21 protein-coding genes, 2 tRNA genes and 2 pseudogenes are annotated in these 23059 nt (G+C 68.8%); 9 read left to right on the top strand and 16 right to left on the bottom strand.

All coding sequences use genetic code 11. The features are described 5' to 3' along the window. Position 1 precedes the first annotated feature (1 nt). Complete coding sequence (locus ID554_RS13885) at positions 2–988, bottom strand: L-threonylcarbamoyladenylate synthase (protein ID WP_117227913.1); 987 nt, start codon at positions 986–988, stop codon at positions 2–4. 171 nt (positions 989–1159) lie between these two features. Here ID554_RS13885 and ID554_RS13880 point away from each other — a divergent pair, with 171 nt between their 5' ends. Further along, complete coding sequence (locus ID554_RS13880; RefSeq protein WP_117227912.1) at positions 1160–1906, top strand: VOC family protein; 747 nt, start codon at positions 1160–1162, stop codon at positions 1904–1906. Between the two features lie 100 nt (positions 1907–2006). Here ID554_RS13880 and ID554_RS13875 read toward each other — a convergent pair whose 3' ends face one another. From ID554_RS13875 to ID554_RS13865, 3 genes are all read right to left on the bottom strand, one after another. Beyond that, on the bottom strand, positions 2007–2192 hold the full coding sequence (locus ID554_RS13875; RefSeq protein ID WP_117227911.1) for a hypothetical protein: 186 nt from the start codon (positions 2190–2192) through the stop codon (positions 2007–2009). A 188-nt stretch (positions 2193–2380) separates the two neighbouring features. Beyond that, positions 2381–2734, bottom strand: coding sequence for an ABC transporter ATP-binding protein (locus ID554_RS13870; protein ID WP_147333445.1), 354 nt, complete (start codon positions 2732–2734; stop codon positions 2381–2383). Further along, the gene (locus ID554_RS13865) at positions 2731–3207 is read right to left on the bottom strand and encodes an ABC transporter transmembrane domain-containing protein (RefSeq protein WP_325051132.1); all 477 of its coding nucleotides are present in this window, start codon (positions 3205–3207) and stop codon (positions 2731–2733) included. Before ID554_RS13865 ends, ID554_RS13870 begins: the two co-directional genes overlap by 4 nt. A gap of 89 nt (positions 3208–3296) precedes the next feature. Between ID554_RS13865 and ID554_RS33085 the strand changes: the two genes are divergently transcribed. The 3 genes from ID554_RS33085 (at position 3297) to ID554_RS13850 (ending at position 5477) form a co-directional block, all read left to right on the top strand. Beyond that, positions 3297–3581 (top strand): TetR/AcrR family transcriptional regulator, encoded by a 285-nt coding sequence (locus ID554_RS33085; protein WP_117227908.1) that lies wholly within the window; start codon positions 3297–3299, stop codon positions 3579–3581. Beyond that, a complete protein-coding gene (locus ID554_RS13855) occupies positions 3514–4056 on the top strand; it encodes a hypothetical protein (RefSeq protein ID WP_158573719.1) in 543 nt (180 codons plus the stop codon). Before ID554_RS33085 ends, ID554_RS13855 begins: the two co-directional genes overlap by 68 nt. A 146-nt stretch (positions 4057–4202) precedes the next feature. After that, positions 4203–5477 carry an ATP-binding protein gene (locus ID554_RS13850; RefSeq protein ID WP_117231440.1) on the top strand — a complete coding sequence of 425 codons (1275 nt, stop codon included), beginning with the start codon at positions 4203–4205 and terminating at the stop codon, positions 5475–5477. Between the two features lie 175 nt (positions 5478–5652). Here ID554_RS13850 and ID554_RS13845 read toward each other — a convergent pair. The 7 genes and pseudogenes from ID554_RS13845 to gyrB all read right to left on the bottom strand — a co-directional run bounded on the left by ID554_RS13845 (position 5653) and on the right by gyrB (position 13001). Continuing rightward, positions 5653–5725 (bottom strand) — tRNA-Ala (locus ID554_RS13845). 40 nt (positions 5726–5765) lie between these two features. After that, positions 5766–5894, bottom strand: a complete 129-nt coding sequence (locus tag ID554_RS31655; protein WP_223884585.1) for a DLW-39 family protein — start codon at positions 5892–5894, stop codon at positions 5766–5768. Positions 5895–5937: 43 nt separating this feature from the next. Next, positions 5938–6011, bottom strand: a tRNA-Ile gene (locus ID554_RS13840). A gap of 208 nt (positions 6012–6219) precedes the next feature. Next, positions 6220–6783: pseudogene (locus ID554_RS33080) on the bottom strand (DUF3566 domain-containing protein); the annotation flags it as partial. Between the two features lie 174 nt (positions 6784–6957). Beyond that, positions 6958–7146: pseudogene (locus tag ID554_RS33075) on the bottom strand (DUF3566 domain-containing protein); the annotation flags it as partial. 4 nt (positions 7147–7150) lie between these two features. Beyond that, positions 7151–10927 carry an intein-containing DNA gyrase subunit A gene (gene gyrA / locus ID554_RS13830; RefSeq protein WP_117228211.1) on the bottom strand — a complete coding sequence of 1259 codons (3777 nt, stop codon included), beginning with the start codon at positions 10925–10927 and terminating at the stop codon, positions 7151–7153. A 127-nt stretch (positions 10928–11054) separates the two neighbouring features. Then, positions 11055–13001, bottom strand: a complete 1947-nt coding sequence (gyrB, locus tag ID554_RS13825) for a DNA topoisomerase (ATP-hydrolyzing) subunit B (RefSeq protein WP_117228212.1) — start codon at positions 12999–13001, stop codon at positions 11055–11057. A 538-nt stretch (positions 13002–13539) separates the two neighbouring features. Between gyrB and ID554_RS13820 the strand changes: the two genes are divergently transcribed. Beyond that, positions 13540–14121: a hypothetical protein gene (locus ID554_RS13820; protein ID WP_117228213.1), complete on the top strand. Its 582-nt coding sequence runs from the start codon at positions 13540–13542 to the stop codon at positions 14119–14121. 58 nt (positions 14122–14179) lie between these two features. On the opposite strand, the gene ID554_RS13815 is transcribed toward ID554_RS13820, so the two are convergent. The 5 genes from ID554_RS13815 to dnaA all read right to left on the bottom strand — a co-directional run bounded on the left by ID554_RS13815 (position 14180) and on the right by dnaA (position 20563). Then, positions 14180–14770, bottom strand: a complete 591-nt coding sequence (locus tag ID554_RS13815) for a DUF721 domain-containing protein (RefSeq protein ID WP_117228214.1) — start codon at positions 14768–14770, stop codon at positions 14180–14182. Then, positions 14760–15893, bottom strand: coding sequence for a DNA replication/repair protein RecF (gene recF, locus ID554_RS13810; RefSeq protein WP_117228215.1), 1134 nt, complete (start codon positions 15891–15893; stop codon positions 14760–14762). Before recF ends, ID554_RS13815 begins: the two co-directional genes overlap by 11 nt. Before the next feature lie 15 nt (positions 15894–15908). Then, on the bottom strand, positions 15909–16781 hold the full coding sequence (gene gnd / locus ID554_RS13805; RefSeq protein ID WP_117228216.1) for a phosphogluconate dehydrogenase (NAD(+)-dependent, decarboxylating): 873 nt from the start codon (positions 16779–16781) through the stop codon (positions 15909–15911). Between the two features lie 39 nt (positions 16782–16820). After that, positions 16821–17954 carry a DNA polymerase III subunit beta gene (gene dnaN / locus ID554_RS13800; RefSeq protein ID WP_117228217.1) on the bottom strand — a complete coding sequence of 378 codons (1134 nt, stop codon included), beginning with the start codon at positions 17952–17954 and terminating at the stop codon, positions 16821–16823. Between the two features lie 779 nt (positions 17955–18733). After that, a complete protein-coding gene (gene dnaA / locus ID554_RS13795) occupies positions 18734–20563 on the bottom strand; it encodes a chromosomal replication initiator protein DnaA (protein ID WP_117228218.1) in 1830 nt (609 codons plus the stop codon). Positions 20564–21190: 627 nt separating this feature from the next. Here dnaA and rpmH point away from each other — a divergent pair. Genes rpmH through yidC form a run of 4 tightly spaced genes read left to right on the top strand, consistent with a single transcriptional unit; the run spans position 21191 to position 23052 of the window. Beyond that, complete coding sequence (rpmH, locus tag ID554_RS13790; protein WP_067300964.1) at positions 21191–21328, top strand: 50S ribosomal protein L34; 138 nt, start codon at positions 21191–21193, stop codon at positions 21326–21328. A 31-nt stretch (positions 21329–21359) separates the two neighbouring features. Continuing rightward, positions 21360–21773, top strand: a complete 414-nt coding sequence (rnpA, locus tag ID554_RS13785) for a ribonuclease P protein component (protein WP_117228219.1) — start codon at positions 21360–21362, stop codon at positions 21771–21773. Beyond that, complete coding sequence (yidD, locus tag ID554_RS13780) at positions 21770–22063, top strand: membrane protein insertion efficiency factor YidD (protein WP_117228220.1); 294 nt, start codon at positions 21770–21772, stop codon at positions 22061–22063. Before rnpA ends, yidD begins: the two co-directional genes overlap by 4 nt. Beyond that, positions 22060–23052 carry a membrane protein insertase YidC gene (gene yidC, locus ID554_RS13775; protein ID WP_117228221.1) on the top strand — a complete coding sequence of 331 codons (993 nt, stop codon included), beginning with the start codon at positions 22060–22062 and terminating at the stop codon, positions 23050–23052. Before yidD ends, yidC begins: the two co-directional genes overlap by 4 nt. The last annotated feature ends 7 nt before the right edge of the window (positions 23053–23059 follow it).

Genomic DNA, 23059 nt, shown 5'->3' with positions numbered 1-23059 from the left:
GTCAGTTCGTAACGTGCCAGGTGGCGGCGGCGCGGCGGAGCCGGTCGTTGACCGCCCGCCCCACCCCGCTTTCCGGCACCGGCTCGGCGATGATCTCGGTGACCCCGGCGGCGTCCAGCCGGTGCAGCGCGTCGAAGAGTCGGGACGCCGCCTCGGTCAGGTCACCGGTGGCCGACAGCACCTCCACGGCGGCCCAACCGTCCGCCGGCCGGTCCCGGAACGCCAGGTAACCACACCGAACACCGTCCTGCGCCGGCAGCGCTCCTGCGTCGCGCAGTCGCAGCGGCGTACGCGGCGCGTAATGCGCGGCCAACGTGCCCGGCGCGACCGGCTGCCCCGAACTCCCCTGACGCACCGTCACCGGGCCGGTGACCTTCTCCAACTCCTCGACCGGCAACGCGCCCAGACGCAACACCACCGGACGGTCGCCCCGGGCGTCCACGATCGTCGACTCGATCCCGCACCGGGTCGGCCCACCGTCGAGCACCACGTCCACCGCGCCACCCAGCCCGCGTACCACGTGCTCCGCCCGGGTCGGACTGAGCTGACCGAACCGGTTGGCACTCGGCGCCGCCACCGGCACCCCCGCCGTGGCGATCAGCCGCCGCGCATACTCGTTGTCCGGCACGCGTACCGCCATCGTCGCCAACCCGGAGGTGACGATCGACGGGATCACCTCCGGCCGGTCCACGATCAGCGTCAACGGGCCCGGCCAGAACCGGCCCGCCAGCGCCGCCACGTCCGCCGGGACCGCCCCGACCAGCGCCTCCAGGTCAGCGGCGTCGGCAAGATGAGTAATCAACGGATCGAAGCTCGGTCGCGCCTTCGCCTCGAAGATCCGCGCCGCCGCCCGCGCGTCCAACGCGTTCGCCCCCAGGCCGTAGACGGTCTCGGTGGGAAAGGCCACCAGCCCGCCGGTACGCAGCACCGAGGCGGCCTCGGTCAGGTCACCGCCGGCGGGCAGGACACGCGGAGATCCAGTGCTCATACCGTCGACGCTAACCGTCAGGAGCTGGGTCACGCGAGCCGGTCAGCGCCTCCCTCATCGGTGGCACAACCACCGACCTTGATCCAGGTCCCGGGTGCGGTGACCTGCCGGGCGAGGGCCTTGACGGGATGGAGCGCTTCCCCTGTCGCCACTGGCGCATAGGGTGGACCGATGCTGAGGTCAGAACACGCCGCCGCCTTCGACCATCTCATCCACTGGGTCGGTGACCTCGACGCCACCATGGCGTCGTACGACGCCATCGGTCTGCCGACCCAGGTAGCACTCACCATGCCCGGCTTCCGGAACGCTGCTTGGGGCGTGGACGATGAACGGTACGTCGAACTGGCCACGGTGGATGACTGGGATGCCGTAGCGACCTCAAAGTACGCGGGGAGCTTGAAGCTCCTCAGGTCCGGCATCGACGCGCTCGATGGGCCCGGGTTGTTGACTTTCGCCGTTGACGTGCCCGACGCGCGGGCGATTGCAGCCCGACTGCGCGAAGCCGGCCGGGAGGTGGACGAGATCGAGGTGCGGTTCGAGGAGCACGACGCAGGGTTCGTCGAGGTCTTCGTCCGCGACGCGCCAACGTACTTTCCTTTCTTCATCACCTACGATCCCCTGCGTGCAGAGATCGCCCGGATGCGTGCTGCGCACCGGGCAGCCGAGGGCATCACCTTCGAGGGGCGTCCCGACCTGATCGCCCTCCTGATCCGGACCCACGATCCTGACGCCGAGGCGCGTCTCCTCGCCGACCTCGTTGGTTGTCCCGCAGTCGGTTCCACGGTCGCTCTACCCGGTGCCGAGGTGCGTTTCGAGGAAGGCACCCCGACCGGCCTTTACGGCATCGTGGTTCGTGGTCTCGACCAGGCGGCTGAGCCGACCAAGGTGGCGGGAATGACCGTGGTCTCGGAAAGCTGACGGTGACGGCAAAACTTCCGCGTCACGACACATCCACGTAGTCGTGGCAGATCCAGCGAAGGAGACGAGGTTCTTCGACCAGTCTGGACGCCCGCTGGTGTCAGTTGCCGACATCGACCCTCCACCCGAGGCTCGCGTTCTTCTCGCTCCAGAACCGTTGGTAGGTCGGGCTGAAGCTCAACAGGTCGGCGTGGCTCCCGGTGGCCTCGATGCCGCCCCGACCGTCGAGGACGACGATCTGATCGGCGTTGAGCACGGTCTGTAGGCGGTGGGCGATCACAATCATGGTCTTGTCCCCGGCCAGGTCCCGCAGTCCTCGCCGTCAGCGTCAACACGCCGATGTAGGTGGGAGCAGCGATCTGCTCAGCCACGACCAGCCACGTCGCGAGGCCGAAGATCACGAGCAGCGAGGCGAAGATCGACGTGCTCATGCGTGAGTGGGCTTGGCTCGTCGTGCGTTGTAGGTGTTTGGCACTACTCAACTGGACCGGCGATGTTGGCCGACAGCAGTAGCGCAGGGATCAGGGCGATCGGATCCAGGCCGCCGTACACGATCAGCAGAGTTGCTCCGAGCCCCGACACGGCGAGCGCGAACCCACGCGAGGTCAAGACGAGCAGCAGAGCCGGGGCACGTACGGTCGATTGAACCCAGTCGAGGTAGAACCTGGCGAACTCGCGCGACCGATTATGGAACCTCTGGTATCCCTTGTCATCCGTGGCGAACACCTTGATCGGGCCGATGCCACGGACGAACTCGACGATCGCCGTGTTGATCTCGTGCAGGCTCGCCTCGTACCTCTGGAACTGCGCATCGGCGTCGCGCATCATGAACGGCGCAGTGACCAGGCAGGCAACCACGGGTATGCACGCGACGAGGCCATCCTCCAGTCCAACCAGAACAGGTAGCCCAAGCTCGCCACGGGCACCACGACTGCGCTGGTGATATCCGGCACGGCGTGAGCAATCAACTGGTGGGTCTTGGCGACATCGTCCTGCACGACCTTCTTCACGCGCCCCGAAGAGGTCCGCGTGAACCAGTTCAGGGGCAGCGTCAACAGGTGACCGACCTGTCGTTGCCGCAGATCCTCCGACAGTTTCGCGTCGGCGTCGTGGCTGACACCGTACCCCCACCCGGAGAGCATCGAGCCGACGACGACCCCGACGACAAGCCCACCGACGAGCAACCACACACGCGCAGCGTCGATCTCGATTCCCTGCGTCAGTGGGAGCACAGCGCGAGCGAGTTCGACTGCGAAGATCACGGGGAGCAGGCCAGTCACCGCACCCAAGGCGTTGAGCAGGCCGGCGAGCCAGACCGAGCCCCGGACCGGTCTCGCCAGATGCCAGAAGGTCGTTCGGGCCCCGCACGGGCATCACGTCAGAGCAGATCATGGACGCCGCCATGACCTTGACACGTGAGCGAGGGCTCTACGGCTGGTCGATCCGCGACCTGGTGGCGGCTGTCGGTACGTCGCCGACCGTGGTGTATCGGCGCGTCGGCGGGCGGGATGCCCTGTGTAGACGAGTCGTCGAAGCGGTCCTGAAGATGATCGAGGAACCTGACGACTTCGACGTCATCGCCGTCGACGCGGACCGGCGAGGTGACGGTGACTGGGGACAACCCCGAGGCCCTCGACGACTCACTGGGAATGCTCCGCCGGATCGGCTTCGGTGACGACGCACCGCTCGTCTTCGCACTCGTGTTCAACAGTGTGATGACCACCATCATGATGGCCGACGAACGTCGGGCGCACAGCGACGACGGGGCGCGAGACCACGCCGCCATCATCGAGGTACTCCGGAGCGCCGCGCCCACTCGGAGCGCCAGAGAGATGGTCTCCTTCGTTGAGCCCTTCACCTACCACAACGAAGAGTCCGAGCGGGCGCAGGACGCCTATTACGTGCTCTCCTCGACGCTGTGCTCGACGGACTGGAAGCTCGCCGCCGCACGCTCTCCTAGTACGGCAGCCGCTGGTTCCACCACCTTACCGATCAGCGTCAACGGCCCCGGCCAGAACCGGCCAGAAGATCCGCCGTGGCGCGCACAAAAGCGTCCAGGCACTGGAAACCGACATCCGAGCATGGACCGCGTCTACCGTCGCCACGCCAGCCCGGACAGGGACCATCAGGCGTTCCTGCGGGTGGCATGACCATCCAGCGGGATCGAAGCTGGCTGGTCGGTGTCGGGCCGGGTGGGGCCGGCCCACCGTTGGGAGTCCCGGAGTCGTGCCGGTACGGGAGCATGGCAGATGTGTGAACGGTAGCCTTCGGGATGCTTCTGCGGTAGCGTTGCAGTATGCTGCCGTATCAGCTGCGGTCCGTCGATCAAGAGCTGGATGAGCTGCTCGGCGGTTTGCCTGCCATCAGTCTCGAGGGGCCGAAGGGCGTCGGGAAAACCGCGACGGCCCAGCGTCGCGCCGCCACCGTCTTCGCCATGGACGACGCGACACAGCGGGAGCTGCTCACCGCCGATCCGCAGCGCCTCGACCGAGCCCCGGCGCCGGTCCTCGTCGACGAGTGGCAGCGCGAACCGGCGGTCTGGGACTTCGTGCGGCGCAGCGTCGACCGTAATCCCGTACCGGCCCGGTTCCTGTTGACCGGCAGCGCCACCCCCACGTCCGCGCCGACACATTCCGGAGCCGGGCGCATCGTCCAGCTCCGGATGCGACCGATGAGCCTCGCCGAGCGGGCCCTGGCCGAGCCGACGGTCAGTCTTCGGGAGTTGCTTACCGGACGGCGGCTGGCCGTGAGCGGAGGCAGCGCGCTGAGCCTGGTCGACTACGCCGAAGAGATCGCGCGCTCCGGATTCCCCGCCATCCGCCAACTGCCGCCCCGCGCTCGCAGGGCACAGCTCGACGGCTACCTGAACCGAATCGTCGAACGAGACTTCCCCGAGCAAGGCCACCTGGTACGCCGACCCGACACCCTGCGCGGGTGGCTGGCCGCGTACGCCGCCGCGACGGCAACCACCAGTTCCTACAACGCCATCCTGGACGCAGCCACCCCGGGCGAGACCAACAAGCCCGCCAAGACGACAACGACCGTGTACCGCGACGTGCTGTCGCAACTGTGGCTGCTCGATCCCGTGCCCGGCTGGCTGCCCAGCCGCAGCGCCTTCAGCAGACTCGGCGCCGCACCGAAACACCACCTCGCCGACCCGGCCCTCGCCGCCCGACTCCTCGGTGTGGACGTACCCGCACTGCTCCACGATTCAGCACCGGACACACCCGTCCGCCGGCCCGGTCCCCTGCTGGGCGCCTTGTTCGAGTCGCTGGTGACACTCAGCGTGCGGGTCTACGCGCAGGCAGCCGAAGCCACGGTTCATCACCTACGTACCTGGGACAGTCGCCACGAGGTGGATCTCATCATCCAACGCGCCGATCAACGAATCGTGGCACTCGAAGTCAAGCTGTCCCCGTCGGTGAGCGACGACGACGTCCGTCACCTCACCTGGCTGCGTGGACAACTCGGCGACGACCTACTCGATGCGGCGGTCATCACCACCGGGCCTGAGGCATACCGCCGCGCTGACGGAATCGCGGTGATCCCGCTCTGCTTGCTCGAACCCTGACAACCCCGTGCCATCCCGTCCACCCCACGATCCACCTGGGGCAGAAGGAGCGACAGCCGTCACATGGCCACTTCTGCCGGGTCATGGATCCCCGTCCGAGGTCGAACGGGGGTCAAATGATCAAGGGCCCGCTCGCCACGATCAGCGAACAAGCCCTTGACCTGCTACTTAAGGGTGGAGCCCAGGGGACTTGAACCCCTAACCCCTGCCTTGCAAAGGCAGTGCTCTGCCAGTTGAGCTAGGGCCCCGTACGCGGGCGAGGTCGCCCGCCGGTCGGAACGGTGACGGTCAGCGCAGGTCCGGCGAGGTGGTGGCCTCGTGCCAGAGCGCGCGCTCGTCGTTCGCTTCCTTGATCTTCATGGCCACCACGGCGGCCACACCGACGACGCCGGCCAGGATCAACAGCTTCTTGAACATGGGGCCTGCCCCTTACGCTCGACGTGCCGTCGGACCATTGCGGTGGGGCTAGCTGGAATCGAACCAGCGACCTCAGAGTTATCAGCTCTGCGCTCTAACCGACTGAGCTATAGCCCCGCGTAGCGACGAGCAAGGTTAACCCATCCGCTCACGCCGCCCCAAATCGGGGTAGGCCCTCGGGCTGCCCCGACAGCGTCGTCCTCGAACCTACCCGAGAGCTGGTGACGAGCCCACTGAGATACCGGGACGACCCGCGTCGGAGCCGGAAACGGCAACCGGGCCGGCCGCGGAGAGCGGCCGGCCCGGAGGCGGTGTCCCTGGGGCGTCAGTCACGCTCGGCGAGCGTCAACTCGATACCGCCGACCAGGTCGGCGCAGACGTTGTAGACGAACGCTCCGAGCGTGGCCAGCGCGGTGAACAGGACGACGTTGACCAGGCCGATCAGCGCCGAACTGAAGATCACGCCGCGTGCGGTGATCTGGAAGCCATTGGTGCTCTGCCCACCACCCGCGTTGACCAGGTCGGCCAGGCTGTCGTTCACGCTGGTGAAGACGCCCATCGCGTCCAGCGCGAGGTAGAGCACCGACGTCGACACCACGATGACGATGAACAGCACCACCGACACGGCGAACGCGAACTTCATCACGGACCACGGGTCGATCCGCTTGAGGTTCAGTCGGGCCCGGCGCGGTCCGCGCGACGCGGCCGAGCTGACCGACGTACGCGCGGCGCGTACCGCCTCGCCCACCCGCGCGGCACCGACGGCCGGCGTGCCGACTCCCGGAGGCAGGCCGCCCCCGTTCGTCGGACGACCCGTGCCGAGCGGACGGGTGGTGTCCGGCTTCGCTCCGAGCCCGCTGATCCGTGGCTGGGTACCTGTCGTTCCGGTGCTCACCGCCGGCAGCACGCCGGTGGCGCCCGGCAAGGACTGACCTGGACGAGGTCCGGTCGGCGGTGAGGTCGACGGCTTGCCGGCGACGCTGGCGGCAGTTGTCGGTGTGCCCGGGGAGGCGGTGGCCTCAGCACCGGGCTTGTCGCCGGACGCCTCGGCGTCCTTCTCGTCTGTGGGCTTGTCGGGCGGCGGAGCCATACCGGGTGCCCGAGTGAACTTCGGGGCAGGCGCGTCGGCGGGGACAGTCGCCCGGCCCACGGCCGCGCGGCCGGTCGCTGGCGTGCCGGTCTTCGCGGCGTCCTCGTCGACCGGGTTGGCCGAGGTCCCCGCGTTCCCCGACTTCGCCTGTGTCTCCGTCATTCAACTAGTCCTGTTCGTCAGGCTCGTCGGCATTGCGAGCAATCGCCACGATAGTCACGCCATCCGGGAGGTCCATCAGCTTGACCCCCATTGTGTTCCGGTCGCGTGTACGGCGTACAGGCTTCACCGGAGTCCGGATAACGCCACCGTTGCTGGTGATGGCGAACAGCTCGTCGTCCGGGTCGATCACCACAGCACCGACCAGACCACCGCGCCGTTCGGTGATCTTCGCAGTCAGTACGCCCTTACCTCCCCGGCCCTGGACCGGGTATTCCTCGATCGGGGTACGTTTCGCGTATCCCCCGTTCGTGGCGACGAGCACGTCCAGCCCCTCGCGAACGACCTCCATGGCCAGCAACTCGTCCTCGTCGCTGAAGCGCATGCCGATCACACCCGACGTGGCCCGGCCCATCGGCCGCAGGGCCTCGTCGGTCGCGTTGAAGCGGATCGCCTGGGCGTTCTTGGAGACCAACAGCAGGTCCTCGCCGGGGTCGACCAGCGCAGCGCCGACCAGCTCGTCCTCATCGCGCAGGTTGATCGCGATGATTCCGCCGGACCGGTTGGAGTCGAACTCCTCAAGCCGCGTCTTCTTCACCAGGCCGTTCTTCGTCGCCAGGACCAGGTAGGGCGCCACCTGGTAATTCGGGATCTCGATGATCTGTGCGATCTGCTCGTCCGGTTGGAACGCGAGCAGATTGGCCACGTGCTGGCCCTTGGCCACCCTACTGGCCTCCGGAAGCTCGTACGCCTTGGCCCGGTACACCCGCCCCTTGTTGGTGAAGAACAGCATCCAGTCGTGCGTCGAGCAAACGAAGAAGTGGCTGACGATGTCGTCCTGCCGCAGCGTGGCACCGCTGACACCCTTGCCGCCGCGCCGCTGCGAGCGGTAGAGATCCACCTTCGTCCGCTTGGCGTACCCGGTGCGGGTGATGGTCACCACCACGTCCTCGCGGGCGATGAGGTCCTCCATCGAGACCTCGCCGTCGAACGGGATGATCTGGGTACGCCGGTCGTCGCCCCACTTCGCGACGATCTCGCCCAACTCCTCCGAAACGATCCGCCGCTGTCGCTCCGGCTTGGCCAGGATGTCCTTGAGGTCGGCGATCTCGACTTCCAGCTTGGCCAGGTCGTCGAGGATCCGCTGCCGCTCCAGCGCGGCGAGCCGGCGAAGCTGCATGTCCAGAATCGCGGTCGCCTGGATCTCGTCGATCTCCAGCAGCCGGATCAGGCCCTGCCGGGCGTCCTCGACCGTGGGCGAACGCCGGATCAGGGCGATCACCTCGTCCAGGGCGTCCAGCGCCTTGGCCAGACCGCGCAGGATGTGCGCCCGCTCCTCGGCCTTGCGCAGCCGGAAGGCCGTCCGCCGCCGGATCACCTCGATCTGGTGCTCGACGTAGTAGCGGATGAACTGCGCCAGGTTCAGCGTGCGCGGCACCCCGTCGACCAGCGCCAGCATGTTCGCGCCGAAGGTCTCCTGGAGCTGGGTGTGCTTGTAGAGGTTGTTCAGCACGACCTTCGCGACCGCGTCGCGCTTGAGCACCAGCACGATCCGCATGCCGGTACGCCCGGAGGACTCGTCGCGGATGTCAGCGATCCCGCCGAGTTTGCCCTCCTTGATCAGCTCGGCAATCCGCTCGGCCAGGTTGTCCGGGTTCACCTGATACGGCAGCTCGCTGACCACCAGCGCCGGCCGGCCACGTTTGTCCTCCTCGACCTCCACCACCGCGCGCATCCGGATCGAACCCCGACCGGTGCGATACGCGTCCTGGATGGCGGACTGGCCGACGATCAGACCGTGGGTGGGGAAGTCCGGACCCTTGACGATCTCCAACAGCGCCTCAAGCGTGGTGGCCTCGTCCGCCTCCGGGTTCTCCAGGCACCACTGCACCGCCGCGCCGATCTCCCGCAGGTTGTGCGGCGGGATCTTGGTCGCCATGCCGACCGCGATGCCCTCGGAGCCGTTGATCAGCAGGTTCGGGATCCGCGACGGCAGGATGGTGGGCTCCTTGGCCCGGCCGTCGTAGTTGTCCTGCAGGTCGACGGTGTCCTCGTCGATGTCCCGCAGCATCTCCATGGCGAGCGGGTCGAGCTTGCACTCGGTGTTGTGGCTGACGAACCCGTCGGAGACGAACGAGTGGTCGTCGGTGTCCACCCGGATGCTGTAGACCGGCTGCACACCCGCGTCGGTGACCCCGGCCACCTCGGCATAGTAGAAGCGACCGTCCACCAACGGCTCGACCACGTCGAGCACCTCGGACTCGGTGATCCGGGCGGCGATCTCGTCGCGATCGCGCTCCCAGCGCTCGATCCGGTCCACGTTGTGCCGGCGCAGCCAGTCCCGCTCGGTCCCGCGGCTGGCGCCGTGCTCGCGGATGAAGTCACCGACCAGCGGCACGTGGTCGCTGGAGAGCGCCGTGCTGCTCGCCGGGACCGAGGCCAACTCCGACTCCAGCTTGGCCTGCTTGCGGCCGAGTAAGCCGACCTGGGCGGCGAAGATCCGCGCGTCCCGACGGTTGGTCACCACGACCTTGATCTCGCCGTCGTCGTACCGGCACTGGCGGCTGACGACACCGAACTCCAGCAGCAACTGCTGCACCTCGCGGGCGAGCCGCTCGCTGCGCGTGGAGTACGAGATCTGGATGGTGTTGCGCGGCAGCAGCGAGGAGAAGCCGTCCCCCTCGAAGAGGGCCTGGAGGAAGGCCCGCTTGATCGCGGCCGGCCCCTGCCAGACGAACTCCGGCACGAACTTGTCAGCGCTGCGCGCACCGACCATCTCACCGAGGGCCGTCGTCGCGAACTGCCGAACGCTGGCGCGAACCCGGTACAGAGTCTTACCGGAGGGCATGACCTCCTCGCCGAACCAACGCTTGCCGCCGACGGCAAGATCGAAGGCTGCCACCGTGCGTGTGAAGAACTCGCGGTCGGTGTTGGCGAATTCCACCCACTCATCCGAGATCCAGCCCTCGCTCACAAGCGCACCCGCGAGGACGGCGGCCTCGACGTGCTCCAGCATCGGGTAACCGATCTCGTCCGGCACGCTGCGCTGGAGCACCACCCGGTCACCGGGGGAGATCTCGGCGAGCAGCTTCCAGAGCAGCGTCGGCACGCCGGCCACGTCCACCAGGCAGAGCACCGGGTGGTTGTGGGTGCCGGTCAGCTCGTACCCCTCGCGGGTGCGCAACCGCAGCGTCGGGTGCTCGCCGGAGTGGAAGAACGCCGAGGCGCGGACCAGGTCGCCGTTGCGGTCGCGGACCTTGAGGTCGATGTCGGTCTCGCTGCTCGACGCCGCGGCCGGCACCACGTCGCCGATCCGCACGCTGCCGCCAGCGGTACGAATACGGACATCTGCGGCGATACAGTAACGCATAGCCGCAGCAGGGTCATTTCCGGGCGAACCGAAGTTGCCGTTGCCGTCCACCAGCGGGTAGCGCAGCGACCAGGGCTGGGCCATCCGAACCAGGGCGTCGTAGATGGCCGAGTCCCCGTGCGGGTGGAACTGGCCCATCACGTCGCCGACGACGCGCGAACACTTGACGTAACCACGGTCCGGTCGGTAGCCCGAGTCGAACATGGCGTAAAGGATCTTGCGGTGGACCGGCTTGAGCCCGTCCCGGACGTCCGGCAGCGCCCGCCCGACGATGACGCTCATCGCGTAGTCGAGGTAGGAGCGCTGCATCTCCACCTCGAGCCCGACCGGCTCGATGCGGTCGTGGGCGACCACCGCAGCCGGCACCTCGGGGACCTCGGGCTCGTTCGGTGTGGACTCGGGGGAATCGGTCACTGTTAACCCTTATCAGACTGAGAGTCGTTTTTGTGCCTGTGGATAACTGCTGTGGATAGCGTCCAAGCTGTGGATAACTCTGTGGACCGGCCTGCCGGACCGGAGCCCGGCCCGGCAGGCGCGCCCGTCAGATGTCCAGGAAGCGGACGTCCTTGGCGTTGCGCTGGATGAACGAGCGGCGCGCCTCGACGTCCTCGCCCATCAGCACGCTGAACAGCTCATCGGCGGTGGCGGCGTCGTCCAGGGTGACCTGACGCAGCGTCCGGGTCGCCGGGTTCATCGTGGTCTCCCACAGCTCCGGGTAGTTCATCTCGCCGAGGCCCTTGAACCGCTGGATGTCGTCCGGCTTGGCGTTCGGCTTCTTCTGCTGACGCAGCGCGATCAGCCCGTCGCGCTCCCGGTCGGAGTACGCGTACTGGGCGTCGTCGCCCTTCTTGTTCCACTTGATCTTGTAGAGCGGCGGGGCGGCGAGGTAGACGTGACCGAGCTCGACCAGCGGCCGCATGAAGCGGAACAGCAGGGTGAGCAGCAGCGTCTGGATGTGCTGACCGTCGACGTCGGCGTCGGCCATCAGCACGATCTTGTGGTAGCGCAGCTTCTCGATGTCGAAGTCGTCGTGAATGCCGGTGCCCAGCGCGGTGATCAGCGCCTGCACCTCGTTGTTCTTGAGCACCCGGTCGATCCGGGCCTTCTCCACGTTGAGGATCTTGCCGCGGATGGGCAGGATCGCCTGGGTACGCGGGTCGCGGCCCTGCTTGGCCGAGCCGCCCGCCGAGTCGCCCTCGACGATGAACACCTCGGACTCGCGCGGGTCGGTCGACTGGCAGTCGGCCAGCTTGCCCGGCATCGAGCCGGACTCCAGCAGCGACTTGCGTCGAGCCAGCTTGCGCGCCTGCTGGGCGGCGATCCGGGCGCGGGCAGCCTGGGACGCCTTGGTGATGATGATCTTCGCCTCGGCCGGGTTGCGGTCCAGCCAGTCGACCAGCCACTCGTTGCAGACCCGCTGCACGAAGCTCTTCACCGGCGTGTTGCCGAGCTTGGTCTTGGTCTGACCCTCGAACTGCGGATTGGTCAGCTTGACCGAGATGATCGAGGCCAAGCCCTCACGGATATCCTCACCGGAAAGCTTCTCGTCGCCCTTGAGTAGCTTCTTGTCGGTGCCGTACCGATTGACCACGCTGGTCAGCGCAGCCCGGAAGCCCTCCTCGTGGGTGCCGCCCTCGTGGGTGTTGATGTTGTTGGCAAAGGTGTAGACCGACTCGCCGTACGACTCGTTCCACTGCATGGCGATCTCGACCGACATGCCCTCCTCCTCGGCGCCGAACTCGATCACCGTCTTGTGCATCGGGCTCTTGGAGGCGTTGAGGTGCCGGACGAAGTCGGCGATGCCGCCCTCGTACTGGAAGGTCACCTCGCGGAGCTTGCCCTCCTCGCCCTCGGCGACCCGCTCGTCGAGCAGGTGGATTCTGAGGCCACGGGTGAGGAAGGCCATCTCCTGGAGGCGTCGGTAGATGGTCTGGAAGTCGAAGTCGACCGTCTCGAAGACATCGGGGTCGGGCCAGAAGGAGACCGCCGAGCCGGTGGTGTCGGTCGGCTCGCCCTTCTCCAGCGTGGTGGGCTTGGAGTGGTGGTACTGCTGACGCCAGACGAAGCCGTCCTTGCGGATCTCCACCGCCATCTTGGTGGAGAGGGCGTTGACGACCGAGACGCCGACGCCGTGCAGACCGCCGGAGACCGCGTACGCCTTGCCGTCGAACTTGCCGCCGGCGTGCAGCACGGTCAGCGCCACCTCGACGCCCGGCTTCTTGAGTTTGGGGTGCAGGTCGACCGGGAAGCCGCGCCCGTTGTCGGTGACCCGGACGCCTCCGTCTGCGAGCAGCACCACGTCGATCGTGTCGCAGTGACCGGCCAGCGCCTCGTCCACCGCGTTGTCGACGACCTCCCACACGAGGTGGTGCAGGCCCCGCTCGCCGGTGGACCCGATGTACATGCCGGGCCGCTTGCGGACCGCCTCCAGACCTTCGAGGACGGTGATCGACTCGGCGCCGTACTGCTGATTGTCCTGCGCTGCCACCCTCGGCCACTTTCTCGCGCCGTACGCGCCGTCAGGCACGCCCGGCGCGGGTTCGGCGGACAGACGCGACGTCGGCACGCAGACCGGCACCGGGGGCAGAATCCGGGGTACGGGTCGAACGCGCCGGTCGCCGCGGTTGCCCGCGGATCGCGATCGGCTCGACCCGAGTCGGACAATGATCGCGGGCCCGTGTCGGACCCGTGACCCGTCGCTCCGCACCGGGCCTTCGTCTCACACCAATCTTACTGTGCGCGGGCGACAGAACCACCACTCGGCACCCCTTCACGGCGGCTCAGATCTACGGAGCGGGCCGAACCGCGCTGTCTGCGACTCCCCCTACACGCAAGGGCATGATGGCCGGATCCGTCGCGTGACGGCGACGCGGCCCGGGTGGTGGCCCTGCGGCGCTACCCCCCGGTATAGCCCACCATGGGCGATGCCGTCCGTTCACGTTGGCGGGCCGGCCTTGATCTTTCCGGGCCGGAACCGGACGATCGACCCGATTGACCCACCATGCCTGTTGAGAGGTGACACGAAGATGGGGCTGGACAACGTCGCGGTCCAGTGGCCGCGGACCGGCCAGTTCTACGATCCGGTCGCGCCGGCCGACTTCGTCGACTTCGGCGAGATCGTCGACGTCCCGGGGATCTCGGCGCCGACCGCCGCGCTCGCCGAACTGATCGCGAAGACAGGTACGGTCCGGGCCACCGCGTACACAGAGGTGGTCGACCTGATCCTCGGACTCGACGGTGTGCTCTACGCCACAGATGCGGCGGCCGAGGACGAGGACCCGGTCATCGACCCGGACGGCTGCGCCTGGATCGCGGGCGGCATCGAGCGCTTCGTCATCGCACACCGTCCGCACGGTGAGGCGGTCACCTTCGAGTCGGTCGGTACCGTACTGCGTTCGCTGCTCGCCGACGGTCGCCTGGCCGAACAGCAGTTGCGCTGGTTGGACAGCCGGCTGGACGCCCTGCTGGACGAGAGCGGCGCGCCGCCGCAGTGGACCTTCACCTGCGCCGAGCTGAGCGTGGTCGCGGCCTTCTACCGGCGCTGCGCCGAGCGCGGCTTCGCCGTCTACGCCGACTCGGCCGCACCGCGCCGCGCCGGGCACTCCTGACCGCAGGCGTACGCCGCACCTCGCGCAGGTGCGGCGTACGCCACACTCGCGGGCGTCGTCAGCCGTACGTGTCCCGGGGGCCACGGCCGCGTACCCGGCGTGGGCCGCGCGACCAGGACGGCGCGGCCGGGCCGTGGATGTGCAGCTTGCGCACCACGTTGTGGCCGACCTCCCGGGCGATCTGTTTCAGCAGCGACCCGGCGAGCAGGCGGAGCTGGGTGGCCCAGGCGGTGGACCTCGCCTCCACGGTCAACTCGCCGTTCTCCAGCTTCATCGGCCGGCTGTGCTGGGCCACCTCCGGCCCGACCACCCGCTCCCACGCGCCGAAGACGGTCGCCTCCGCGGCCGGCTGCTGCCATCCGCGTGCCTTCACCAGCCGTGACAGCACCGCGCCGAGCGGTTGTGGATCGCGTGGGTCCGGGCCCGGGCCGGAGTAGCCGCGTAACCGCCGCTCACCCGTACCCGCGCCGGTGACACCGCGTCGGCGCGGTTTGGCGGCGGACTCCCGGCGGGCCTTCGCGGCGTCCAGCACGGCCCGCGCGAGCTGCGGCCCGGACACCTCGTCGGAGCCGGCCGGCAAGGTCCCCGCGTCCTCGTCGGCCCCCCGGGCACGGGCAGGTCCAGCGTCGGGGCTCGGTTCATCCGACACGGCGCACCGTGCCCTCGGCCACCTCGTAGCGGGTGCCGCGCAGGGTCGGCGGCACGTCGTCGGCGACCGCGCAGGTCACCAGCAGTTGGCTGGCCCTGCCGACCAGTTCGGCCAGCCGATCGCGCCGTCCGGCGTCCAGTTCGGCGAACACGTCGTCGAGCACCAGGACCGGCTCGATGCCGTCGCCGCGCAGCAGGTCGTAGCCGGCGAGCCGGAGCGCGAGCGCGAACGACCACGACTCGCCGTGGCTCGCGTACCCCTTCACCGGCAGTGGGCCGAGGGTGAGGGCGAGTTCGTCCCGGTGCGGACCGACCAGGGTGGTGCCCCGCTCGATCTCGGCAGATCGGGACTCGGCGAGCGCAGCGGCCAGAACCTCGGCCAGGGCGTCCCGGTCGGTGGTCGGCTCGGTCAGCTCCACCGAAGGCCGGTACGCGATCCCCGCCGCGCCGTGACCAGCCGCCACCGCGTCGTACGCCTTGGTCACGTGCGGCGCCAGCGCGGCGACCAGCTCCAGCCGGCCGGCGAGCAGCTCGGCACCGTGTCGGGTCAGGTGGGTGTCCCAGACGGCCAGGGTGCTGAGGTCACCGCCCCGGGAGCCACCGGTCTTGCGGGCCAGGTACGCGGTCCGCAGCAGGGCGTTGCGCTGCTTGACCACCCGCTCGTAGTCGGCGCGGACCCCCGCGTACCGGGGCTGGCGGGACACCAGCAGGTCGTCGAGGTAGCGGCGGCGTTCCGCCGGGTCACCCCGGACAAGTTCCAGGTCCTCCGGGGCGAACAGCACCAACCGCAGTGCGCCCAGCACGTCGCGGGCGCGACGGGCCGGGGAGCGGCCGAGTCGGGCCCGGTTGGCCTTGCCCGGCACGATCTCCAACTCGACCAGCAGTTCCCGGCCCTCATGCGCCACCGCGCAGCGGATCACCGCGGCAGCGGCACCGGCCCGCACCAACGGCGCGTCGGTGGCGACCCGGTGCGAGTCGAGCGTCGCCACGTAGCCGAGCGCCTCGACCAGGTTGGTCTTCCCGACGCCGTTGGTGCCGATCAGCACGTTCGGCCCCGGTTCGAGGTCGACGCCGACCCGCTCGTACGAGCGGAAGTCGACCAGTTCGATCCGGCGGACGTACACGGGGCCGGGCGCCGGTCAGCGCTTACGGACGGCGTGCCCGCCGAACTGTTGGCGCAGCGCGGAGACGGCCTTCAGCGCTGGCGACTCGTCCTGCCGGGAGGCGAACCGGGCGTAGAGCGACGCGGTGATGACGTTGAGCGGTACGGCGAGCCGGACGGCCTCGTCGACCGTCCAGCGGCCCTCGCCGGTGTCCTCGGTGTAGTCGCTGAGCTGGTTCAGCTCCGGGTCCTCGTCCAGCGCCCGGTCAAGCAGGTCCAGCAGCCAGGAGCGGACCACGGTGCCCTCGCGCCAGGACTTGATCACGCCCGGCACGTTGGTCACCAGTTCGGAGGCGGCCATCAGCTCGTAGCCCTCGGCGTAGGCGTGCATCAGGCCGTACTCGATGCCGTTGTGCACCATCTTGGCGTAGTGACCGGCGCCGACCGGGCCGGCGTGCACGAAGCCGAAATCGCCCTCCGGCTTGAGCGATTCGAATATCGACTTCAGCCGCTCGACGTGCTCCTCGGCGCCGCCGACCATCAGACCGTAGCCGTTCTGCCGGCCCCACACCCCGCCGGAGACCCCGACGTCGACGTAGCCGATGCCGCGCTCGTGGAGTCGCTCCGCCCGCAGCGCGTCGTCGCTGAACCGCGAGTTGCCGCCGTCGATGATGAGGTCGCCCTCGCCGAGCACCTCGGCCACCTCGTCGATCGTGGCGTCGGTGACGGCGGCGGGCACCATCACCCAGACCGCCCGGGGCGCATCCAACTTCTCGGCCAGCTCGGCCAGGCTGGTGACGTCACTCAGCTCCAGGTTGTGGTCGAGGCCGACCACCTCGTGACCGGCACTGCGCAACCGCTCGCGCATGTTGCCGCCCATCCGGCCGAGTCCTACCAGGCCGAGCTGCATCGGTTCTTACCTTTCGTGGGTTTCGGGTGTGCTCTGCGATCAGCGGGACACGCGGATCGGCATGATGAGGTACCGGTACCCAGGGACGAGCTCGCCATCCTCACCCGCGGGGGAAATCACCGCGGGCTTGAAGGCGTCGACGAACTGCAGGACGGCGAACTGGGACCCGAGGTTTGCCAGCCCGTCGATCAGGTACTGCGGGTTGAAGCCGATGGTGAGCGGTTCGCCGGTGAAGGTGGCCTCCATGGCCTCGCTGGCCCGTGCCTCCTCGGTGCCGCCGGCCTCGACGACCAGCCCGTCGGTGCTGAAGCTGAGCAGCACCGGCGTGGTCCGCTCGGCGACCAAGGCGACCCGCTTGACGACCTCGATGAGCGTGCTGACGGCCACCCGGGCGTCAGCGTTGTGGTTGGCCGGGAACAGGGACCGCACCGGCGGGTAGTTCGCGCCGTCCAGCAGGCGGCTGGTGGTCCGTCGGGTGCCGCCGGAGAAACCGATCATGCCTTCGCCGGCCGAGCCCTGGGAGAGGGCGAGGACGACCTGGCCGCCGAGGGGCCCGAGGGTCTTGGCGGTGTCGTTGAGGGTCCGTGCCGGCACGAGCGCGTTGATGCTGATGTCCGGGTCGTCCGGGTTCCACTCCATCTCGCGCAGCGCAAGCCGGTAGCGGTCGGTGGCGAGCATGGCCAGCGTGCCGCCGGAGATCTCGACGCGTACGCCGGTCATCATCGGCAGCGTTTCGTCCCGGCTGGCGGCGATCGCCACCTGGGCGACGGCGGCGGCGAAGGCGGCGGCGGCGATGGTGCCGGCGCTCTCCGGCATCTCGGGCAGGGCCGGGTAGTCCTCCACCGGCATGGTGGGCAGGGTGAACCGGGCGCTGCCGCAGACCAGTTCGAGGTGGGCGCCGACTGCGGCGATGTCCACCGGCTTGGCCGGCAACGCCTTGGTGATCTCGGCGAGCAGGCGGCCGGAGACCAGCGCGGCGCCGTCGGCGTCACCCTGGACCTCCACGGTCACCTGGCTGGAGACCTCGTAGTCGAAGCCGGAGACCTGCAGGCTGCCCTCGGTAACCCGGAGCAGCACCCCGGCCAGCACCGGTACGGACGGCCGGCTGGGCAGGCTCTTCGCGGTCCATGCCACGGCCTCGGCGAGCGCGTCGCGCTCCACTCGGAACTTCATCAATGCCTCCGCGTCGACGTCGACGTCGTCAACTTTCTCATGCCGGCCGCTACCCACCGACCCACCTGGCGTGCGGGTACCCATCGAACCTTAGGGCGCGAGGGTATCGGCTGTGCGCCCGACCCCGGCGATCGAGTCGATGCTGACGGGTGCCTCCGACAGCTTCGGCCCGATCCACAGGAAGTCCAACGGTGATGATTGGTTTTCGTTCTTTCAGAAGAGATAACTCATCGTCTTCATCGCACCTGTGCAAACTGTGGAGAACTCGCATCGGCGCAGGTCAGGGTGTTTATCCACCGGTGGTTTCGCTGTGGATAACCCGGGGAAAACTCGCCCACCGGTCCACAGGCGGTCGTCGTGCACCTCGTTGTCCACCGTCGTCCACCGGTTATCCACCGGTTATCCACCGACTTTGTCCCCAGTCCTGTGGACAGCCGCGACCGCCTTGGACACCGTCATCCCCAGAACCTTCAACAGGTTTCCCACAGGCGGACCGTCGTCGGTGGACAGAGCTACGAGTTTTCCCCAGTCGTCCACAGGTGTCCACAGCGTTGTCCCCAGGGTTTCTCCACAGCCTGTGGGTAACCGGGCATCGACCGTGCGTGGTTGTCCACAGGCGGTGGACAACGAGCTGTGGCCAACGAGCGCGGGCCGGAGCGGACACGCCTTCGATGGTGTGGTCTACACCTCGTCGAGGGTCCACGGTCGAGACCAAAAAGAGACCCGGCCGAGGCTCCGGTCGGGTCGTCGACACCGCTGTGTGGGGCGGGGCGTACGCCTCAGGTGTTCTGCTTGATCCGGTTGGTCAGCTCGGCGATCTGGTTGTAGAGCGAGCGCCGTTCGGCCATCTGCTGACGGATCTTGCGGTCGGCGTGCATGACCGTGGTGTGGTCCCTACCTCCGAACGCCTGCCCGATGCGGGGCAGCGACAGGTCGGTCAGTTCCCGGCACAGGTACATGGCCACCTGTCGGGCGTTGACCAGCACCCGCGAGCGGGAGTGCCCACGCAGGTCCTCCAGGCTGACGCCGAAGTAGTCGGCGGTGGCCACCATGATCTGGTCGGCGGTGATCTCCGGGCCGGCGCCGTCCGGGATGAAGTCCCGCAGCACCTCCTCGGCCAGCGCCAGCTCCACGCTCGACCGGGTCAGGCTGGCGAAGGCGGTGACCCGGATCAGGGCGCCCTCCAGTTCCCGGATCGAGTTCGACACCCGGGAGGCGATGAACTCCAGCACGTCCGGTGGGGCGTACAGCCGCTCCTGGGCCGCCTTCTTCTGCAGGATCGCGATCCGGGTCTCCAGATCCGGCGGCTGGATGTCGGCGAGCAGGCCCCACTCGAACCGGGTCCGCAGCCGGTCCTCCAGCGTCGCCAACTGCTTCGGCGAGCGGTCGGAGGTGATCACGATCTGCTTGTTGGCGTTGTGCAGCGTGTTGAAGGTGTGAAAGAACTCCTCCTGGGTGCGCTCGCGGTTCTCCAGGAACTGGATGTCGTCGATCAGGAGGATGTCGACGTCGCGGTAGCGGCGCTGGAACGCACTGGTCTTGTCGTCCCGGAGCGAGTTGATGAAGTCGTTGGTGAACTCCTCGGTCGAGACGTACCGGACCGAGCGGGCGTTGCCCAGCGTGGTGGCGTAGTGCCCGATGGCGTGCAGCAGGTGGGTCTTGCCCAACCCCGAACTGCCGTAGATGAAGAGCGGGTTGTACGCCTTCGCCGGTGACTCGGCCACCGCCACGCTCGCCGCATGCGCGAACCGGTTCGAGGAACCGATGACGAACGTCTCGAACATGTACTTCGGGTTGAGGCGGTTGCCGCCGCTGTCCGCGCCGGCCGGCAGTCGGCGGTCGTCACGTCCGACCGGACGGTGGTCGGCGCTGCCCCGGCCGGGCCCGCTGTCGGTGCCGCTGTCGGGCATCGCCCGCATGACGTGCTGGTCGCGGGGGGAGACGCCGTGGTCCTCGCCGTACCGACCGGGGAAGCCACGCGGGCCGCTGGGCGGCGGGTCCAGACGGCCGGCCTGCTCGGTGAAGCCGAGCCGGTCGGCGGGCCGCCGGGGCACCTCGGTCGGTCGGTCGTGCGGCCTGGCCGGCTCGCCGAAGGCGTGGCCGAAGAGCATCTCCTGGCCGTCGACCACCGCAGGGCCGGTACGCCCACCGCCGTCGGCCGGTGACACCTCCGCCATCGGCCGGTCGAACCGGCCCGGCTGCGGCTGTTCCGGAATCAGCGGGAGCTGTTGCCGGCCCGGGTCACCGGCGGGGCCGACGTCCGACCCCCGAGCGTCGAAGTCGACCGGGCCGTCCTGGGTACCGGTCTCCGGGGGACTGCGGTAGACGGTGCCGGTCGGCTGCCCGTCCTCGGGTACGCGGACGGTCACCGCGACCTGGATCGGCCGACCCAGCCTGCGGGTGAGCGCCTCGGTGATGGCCGGGCGCAGCCGTGACTCGATCACGTCCCGGGTGAACGCGTCCGGCACCGAGAGCAGCGCGGTGTCCTCGACGATGGCCCGCAGCCGGGTCAGCCGCAGGTATGCCCGCTGCTGCGCGGAGATGATCTCGTCGGCGAGCTCGTCCGTCGTCGCCGTCCACACCGCGGCAAGGTCAGTCGTACCGGCCACCGTCGTGCCACCCCCTCGCCTCTGCTCCCCGGACGCCACCGTCCCCCGGCTGGCCGGATGCCCTGGTACCGAGCGGTGTGACCTCACACCCACCCGGACGCCGCACCGGTCGTCCTCCACAAGTTATCCACAGCCTGTGTACCGACCGATTGTGGCCGCCCGCCGGCGCGGGTTGGACCTGCCCCCTGCCATGGCCGGGCGCTGAAGCGGGTTCACCGTGCCGAACGATTCACCACCGTGTCCGGTCTTGCCTGGCGGCGACATCCCGGAACTGGAGACGCTGACCGCAATCGGGCACGGTAACAGCGATGTCGCCGCATCATCAACCGTCGACGCGCCTGGCACGTTGTCGGCATCAGCGAAATCCCCCGCTTCCGGTCGGTTGTCGCCGCAGGTGACGGCCCGACTGCGCCGGTTTGACGGTGATTGCCCCCCGACCTAGGCTGGAGGGGCTGCTCTCACGCCCTCTGCTAGGGTGATGGGTGCTTGCTGCCCGTGGTCGCGCCCCGTATCGCCGGGGTGACGCGCCGCCCGGGCAGCGCCGATCGGGGCCACCGCAGCGGCGGCCTGGACCACCACGACCCGGACGATCCACGTGTCCGGGCGTCCGACAACGGAGAGCCTGACGTGAGCAAGCGCACCTACCAGCCGAACAACCGCCGGCGCGCGAAGACCCACGGCTTCCGGCTGCGCATGCGCACCCGGGCCGGCCGCGCCATCCTTTCGACCCGCCGCGCCAAGGGCCGCACCCGCCTGTCGGCCTGAGGCCGACAGGGTCCGCTCCGGGACGGCAGTCGTGCTGGCGGCCGCGCAACGACTGCGGCGCAGCATCGACTTCGCCGCAGCGGTTCGCGGTGGCCGCCGAGTCGGTCGGGGCACGCTTGTCGTGCACTTGACCTTGCCGGTCACACCCGGAGCCGCAGACGTAGCGCCGGAGCCGGCGCGGGGCGGTGCGGAGGAAGACTCCGTGCCGGTGTCCCGCGCCGGCTTCGTGGTTTCCAAGGCAGTCGGGCCCGCGGTGGTGCGTAACCGGGTCCGTCGTCGGTTGCGGCATCTGATCCGGGAACGGCTCGCCGCCCTGCCGGCTGGCAGCACTCTCGTGGTACGCGCCCTGCCGGCCGCCGCCGACGTGACCTACCAGCGGCTCGGCGCGGATCTGGACGCGGCGCTCGCCGCCGCCCGCGCCGGCCGGGGACGGCGGCCGCGATGAGCTCGGAGCCCAGGTCGCCTCGCCCCACTACCACCGGTGCCCGGGTGCTGACCCTGCCCGTCATCGCGTACCGTCGGTGGATAAGTCCGGCGTTGCCGGCCCGCTGTCGGTTCTACCCGTCGTGCAGTGCGTACGCCCTGGAGGCGATTGCCAGGCACGGCGCGCTGCGGGGAGCCGGTCTGACGGTCCGGCGACTGTCGCGCTGCCACCCATTCCATCCTGGTGGATACGACCCGGTACCGGAGCCGGGCGGCCGCCGACCTGCCGACGTGACTGGAGCCGAGAATTGAGTCTCGACTGGATCTACTACGCGATCTCGTGGATCCTGCTGGCCTGGCATTCGGCCTGGGAGGCCATCGGGATTCCCGACGCCACGGTCGTCGGCACCAACTGGGCCTGGATTCTCGCCATCGTCTTCCTGGTGGTCACCGTCCGGGTGATCCTGTTCCCGATCTTCGTCAAGCAGATCAAGTCGCAGCGGGCCATGCAGGCACTCCAGCCGCAGGTGAAGGCCCTGCAGGAGAAGCACAAGGGTGACCGGGAGACGCTCCAGAAAGAGATGATGGAGCTCTATCGGAAGGAAAAGGCCAACCCGTTGATGGGCTGCCTTCCGATGTTCCTCCAGATCCCGGTCTTCCTCGGCCTGTTCCACGTCCTGCGCCGCCTCAACCCGGACCCGGCGAAGAACAACAAGGACATCTACGGCTGGACGGTCGACCAGTTCAACAGCGCGTCCGACGCGACTCTCTTCACCGCGCCGATCGCCAGCAAGTTCGGCTCCACCGCGGCGGAGCTGGCGCAGCTCGGCGCCAACGGCACCGTCGTGAAGATCATGGCCGGCGTCCTGGTGCTGGTGATGATGGGCACCACCTATCTCACCAGCCGTCAGATGATCCTCAAGACCGGCTGGGCCGAGGACCCGCAGCAGCGCATGATCCAGCGCCTGATGCTCTACGGTATCCCGCTGTCGCTGCTCATCTCCGGTGCCATCTTCCCGATCGGTGTGATCATCTACTGGGTCACCAACAACCTCTTCACCCTCGGCCAGCAGCAGTGGGTGCTGCGGAAGTTCCCGCCGCCGGTGACCGCCACCAGCAAGCCGGCCACCTCGGCCGCCGCGCGTAACGGCGCGCAGCCGGCCAAGAACCGTGGCCTGTTCGGCCGCAGCAAGCCGGCCGAGGCGCCGCCCGCGCCGGCCGCGCCGAAGGTCGCCGGCCCGAAGCCGGGTGCCAAGCCGGCCAATCCGAAGAAGGGCCGCCCCGCCAAGCGGCAGGGCTGAATCGTCC

The sequence above is a fragment of the Micromonospora craniellae genome (assembly GCF_014764405.1).
Lineage (GTDB): Bacteria > Actinomycetota > Actinomycetes > Mycobacteriales > Micromonosporaceae > Micromonospora > Micromonospora craniellae.
Note: the sequence above shows the minus strand (reverse complement) of the source record. Positions and strands in the feature narration are given on the sequence as shown.

Excerpts from the sequence above, each read along its gene's own strand:
- ID554_RS13885 (WP_117227913.1), bottom strand. The coding sequence starts at position 988 with ATGAGCACTGGATCTCCGCGTGTCCTGCCCGCCGGCGGTGACCTGACC.
- ID554_RS13880 (WP_117227912.1), top strand. The coding sequence starts at position 1,160 with ATGCTGAGGTCAGAACACGCCGCCGCCTTCGACCATCTCATCCACTGG.
- ID554_RS13875 (WP_117227911.1), bottom strand. The coding sequence starts at position 2,192 with ATGATTGTGATCGCCCACCGCCTACAGACCGTGCTCAACGCCGATCAG.
- ID554_RS13870 (WP_147333445.1), bottom strand. The coding sequence starts at position 2,734 with ATGATGCGCGACGCCGATGCGCAGTTCCAGAGGTACGAGGCGAGCCTG.
- ID554_RS33085 (WP_117227908.1), top strand. The coding sequence starts at position 3,297 with ATGGACGCCGCCATGACCTTGACACGTGAGCGAGGGCTCTACGGCTGG.
- ID554_RS13850 (WP_117231440.1), top strand. The coding sequence starts at position 4,203 with ATGCTGCCGTATCAGCTGCGGTCCGTCGATCAAGAGCTGGATGAGCTG.
- ID554_RS31655 (WP_223884585.1), bottom strand. The coding sequence starts at position 5,894 with ATGTTCAAGAAGCTGTTGATCCTGGCCGGCGTCGTCGGTGTGGCCGCC.
- ID554_RS13820 (WP_117228213.1), top strand. The coding sequence starts at position 13,540 with ATGGGGCTGGACAACGTCGCGGTCCAGTGGCCGCGGACCGGCCAGTTC.
- gnd (WP_117228216.1), bottom strand. The coding sequence starts at position 16,781 with ATGCAGCTCGGCCTGGTAGGACTCGGCCGGATGGGCGGCAACATGCGC.
- dnaN (WP_117228217.1), bottom strand. The coding sequence starts at position 17,954 with ATGAAGTTCCGAGTGGAGCGCGACGCGCTCGCCGAGGCCGTGGCATGG.
- yidD (WP_117228220.1), top strand. The coding sequence starts at position 21,770 with ATGAGCTCGGAGCCCAGGTCGCCTCGCCCCACTACCACCGGTGCCCGG.